This window comes from Shigella sp. FC1661 (assembly GCF_001712525.1).
GTDB lineage: Bacteria > Pseudomonadota > Gammaproteobacteria > Enterobacterales > Enterobacteriaceae > Escherichia > Escherichia coli.
This window is the reverse complement of record NZ_MDGW01000501.1, coordinates 1-383: the sequence shown is the minus strand read 5'-3', so window position 1 is coordinate 383 and position 383 is coordinate 1. Positions and strand designations below refer to the sequence as shown.

Here is a 383-nt window from a genome sequence, read left to right as displayed (position 1 = left end):
CCATTATACGATGCCCGCATATGGTGCCGACTACCGGAATCGAACTGGTGACCTACTGATTACAAGTCAGTTGCTCTGCCTGCTGAGCTAAGTCGGCGCTGGCCCACCACCGAGGACTCGAACCTCGCACCGTCAACTTAGAAGGTTGATGCTCTATCCGGATGAGCTAGTGGTGGTTGGTGGCCCTTGCTGGACTTGAACCAGCGACCTGGCGATTATGAGTCGCTCGCTCTGACCAACTGAGCTAAAGGGCCGGAGGCAGAATAATAACCATATGTCATCACATCTGCAAACTCATCTGACCACCAGCACGTTTAACGTCCTGTGCCGTTTTTCAGGTATAAAAAAACCCGCATAAAGCGGGCTCTTTCAAATGTCCATGT

Annotated in this window: 3 tRNA genes; all 3 read right to left on the bottom strand. The window is 51.7% G+C overall.

From position 1 onward, the window contains the following. Positions 1 to 21 precede the first annotated feature (21 nt). Positions 22 to 97: transfer RNA gene (locus BFF42_RS21245), tRNA-Thr, on the bottom strand. A 2-nt stretch (positions 98 to 99) separates the two neighbouring features. Next, a tRNA-Arg gene (locus BFF42_RS21240) sits at positions 100 to 176 on the bottom strand. A 1-nt stretch (position 177) separates the two neighbouring features. Beyond that, positions 178 to 254, bottom strand: a tRNA-Ile gene (locus BFF42_RS21235). Positions 255 to 383 lie beyond the last annotated feature (129 nt).